Origin of the sequence: Mesorhizobium sp. M1A.F.Ca.IN.020.06.1.1 (assembly GCF_004023265.1) — a bacterium.
Classification (GTDB): Bacteria; Pseudomonadota; Alphaproteobacteria; order Rhizobiales; family Rhizobiaceae; genus Mesorhizobium.
Genome location: NZ_RZSR01000805.1, coordinates 1 through 2,793, shown reverse-complemented (window position 1 = coordinate 2,793; position 2,793 = coordinate 1). Strand labels below are relative to the sequence as shown.

Here is a 2,793-nt window from a genome sequence, read left to right as displayed (position 1 = left end):
GACCAAAAGGATCCTGCCCGGGCCTTTCTTGGCATTGAGTGCAAGCGTCATGGTGCCGGGATGGACATGGATTCCGTCCGCGATGATGCCAGCGTAGAAGCTGCCGGTGTCGATCGCCGCTCCGGCCAGTCCCGGCTCACGATTGCCGATCTGGCTCATGGCGTTGAAGAGATGGGTGACGACCGTGGCGCCGGCCTCGGCGAAGGCCGTTGCCGTGGCATAGCCGGTGTCGGAGTGGCCGAGGCTGACAACGATGCCGGCCGCGGCCAGCGCCGTGACCCGGGCCGGCTGGACCGATTCCGGTGCGACCGTGGTGAGCAGCACCGGCAAGCCCTGACGCGCCGCGACCAGCGCAGCCTGGTCAGCGTCCGTCATTGGCCGGATAAGAGCCGGATCATGCGCGCCCTTGCGCGCGACGGACAGATGCGGGCCTTCGAGATGCAGCCCAAGAAAAGCCGGCACCTTCTTCCGGGCGGCCTCGGCGCCGGCGTCGACCGCCGCGGCGGTGATCGCCGGCGTGTCGGTGATCAGCGTCGGCAGGAGGGCCGTGGTGCCGAAGGGCGCGTGCGCCCGGCAGATGGTCTCGATCGAGGCGACATCGGGATGGTCGTTGAGCATAACGCCGCCACCGCCATTGACCTGGATGTCGACGAAGCCGGGAACCAAGAGGCCGCCACCGGTCTCGGCACGGGAGACGCCTGACGGCACGGCGCCGGTGGGCAGAATGGCCTCGACCATGCCGTCCTTGACGACAAGGGCCGTATCGTCGTGCCAGTCGGCCCCGTCGAAGATACGGGCGCCGGTAAGGGCGAAACGGTCGCTCATACGGTTTCCGTCACCTTGCGCAGATTGCGTGGCGCATCCGGATCGAGGCCGCGATGGCGAGCGAAGGCCTCGACGAAGCCATAGAAGGACACGATCAGCGGCAGCGGATCGGTTAACGGATGGCCGGTTGCGACATACGGCAGCAGCCCGGCTGCCTTCGCATTATCGGAGGTGACGAAAGCGGCCGCGCCTTTGGCCGTCAAGCTGTCGGCCGCCTCGGTCACCGAAGGCTCCGACGCGTCCCGGGCAGCAAGCGCCAGGACCGGGAAGCCCGGCCCGACCAGCGCCAGCGGCCCATGCATGACCTCGGCGGCGCTATAGGCCTCGGCATGCATGGCGCAAGTTTCCTTGAATTTTAGCGCCGCCTCGCTGGCGATCGCGAAGGATGGGCCGCGGCCGAGGATGAACAGCGAGCGCGGCGTCTCGAGCGCCGTGGCGAGCGCCATCCAGTCGCAGGCGATCGCCTTGTCGAAATGCTCCGGCAGGCGGGCGAGCGCAGCAAGCAGCGCCTCATCGCCAGTGCTGTGCGCCATCAGCGCCAGGGCCGCGACGGCCGAATTGACGAAGGTCTTGGTGGCCGCGACGCTGCGCTCCGGGCCGGCGAGAATGTCGATGGCGTAATCCGAGGCGCGCGCCAGTGGCGAGTCGGCGGTGTTGGTGATGGCGACGGTGAGCGCGCCGCCGGTTCTCGCGGTTTCGGCCATAGCGACGATGTCGGGACTCTTGCCCGACTGCGAGATCGCCAGGCAAGCCGAGCCGCGCAGCCTCAGCTTCGCGCCATAGATGGAAGCGATCGACGGGCCGACGGAAGCGACGGCGAGGCCGGCCGTCAGCTCCACGGCATATTTCATGAAGGTGGCGGCATGGTCGGACGAGCCGCGCGCCACGGTGACGACGAAATGCGGATCGCGCTCGCGAAGGCCGCGGCCGGCCTCGGCCAGCACCTTGGCTGAGCCGTCCAGCAGGCGGGCGGTGGCCTGCGGGATCTCCTCGATCTCGCGCCGCATGTGGGTGGCGGTTGCGCTCATGGCCGGCTCTCCTCTCCCGGCCCGGTCAGCCGGAGTTCCGCGACGAAGTCATAGGCGTCGCCCCTGTAGATCGAGCGCGTGAACTCGATCACCTTGCCGCTCGCCAGATAGGAAATACGTTCGATGTGCAGGCCGGCAACCCCCGGCGGCACTTCGAGAAGGCGCGCGTCGCCGTCGCCGAGATTGGCGGCCGAAATGCGCTGCACGGCCCGCATCGGGCGGTTGCCGGTCAGTTCCAGCGCCGCGTAGAGCGAGGAGCCGATCGCTTCGGGGTCGGGAAGCACGCTCGCCGAAATCGCGGCGCGCTCGATCGCCAGCGGCGTGTCGTTGGCGATGCGCAGGCGCGCCACGCGCGCCACCAGCTCGCTCGACGACAGGCCGAGCACCATCATCTCGTCCGGCGAGGGCGCATAGAGGCCGCGGTCGAGCCAGGCCGAGCGCACGACCATGCCGCGGCGCGCCATATCCTCGGTGAAGGAGGTGAGCCGCGACAGCGACTGCTCGACACGTTCCATGCGCGGGGCGACAAAGGTGCCGGAGCCATGGCGCTGGACGAGGATGCCGCCCTTGACGAGATCCTGCACGGCCTTGCGCACAGTGACGCGCGAAATGTCGGCCTTGCTGGCTATATCGCGCTCTGAAGGCAGCGCGTCACCCGGCCCGATCAGGCCGCGATTGACCGCTTCCTCGATGCTTTTTCTCAGCTGCAGGTAAAGCGGCGCTCCGCTTTGCGAGGATTCTTTCAGCATAGCGAAGATCTGGTCGGCGGCGCTCATCGCGGCGCCTCCGGCAGCATGGCGAAGATCCGGTCGACGGCGCTCATCGGGCGCCTCCGGACTTGCCCGCGAAGATGCGCGCGGCCATCTGCACCGCGCCGCCGAGCGCGTCGTCAAGCGGGGCCTTCAGCAGCGCCTGATAGCGCCCCGACAGCCGCGGCGCG

Annotated in this window: 3 protein-coding genes and 1 pseudogene; all 4 read right to left on the bottom strand. The window is 68.6% G+C overall.

Translation table 11 applies throughout. The features are described 5' to 3' along the window. Window positions 1-825: N-acetylglucosamine-6-phosphate deacetylase (locus EOA60_RS27240; RefSeq protein WP_164899572.1), on the bottom strand; the 825-nt coding region annotated here is incomplete at its 3' end. After that, window positions 822-1,853 (bottom strand): SIS domain-containing protein, encoded by a 1,032-nt coding sequence (locus EOA60_RS27235; protein ID WP_095824394.1) that lies wholly within the window; start codon window positions 1,851-1,853, stop codon window positions 822-824. The genes EOA60_RS27240 and EOA60_RS27235, both read right to left, overlap by 4 nt. Further along, window positions 1,850-2,629: a GntR family transcriptional regulator gene (locus tag EOA60_RS27230; protein WP_095799128.1), complete on the bottom strand. Its 780-nt coding sequence runs from the start codon at window positions 2,627-2,629 to the stop codon at window positions 1,850-1,852. The genes EOA60_RS27235 and EOA60_RS27230 overlap by 4 nt, the downstream gene beginning before the upstream one ends. 43 nt (window positions 2,630-2,672) lie before the next feature. Continuing rightward, window positions 2,673-2,793: pseudogene (locus EOA60_RS39270) on the bottom strand (N-acetylglucosamine kinase); the annotation flags it as partial.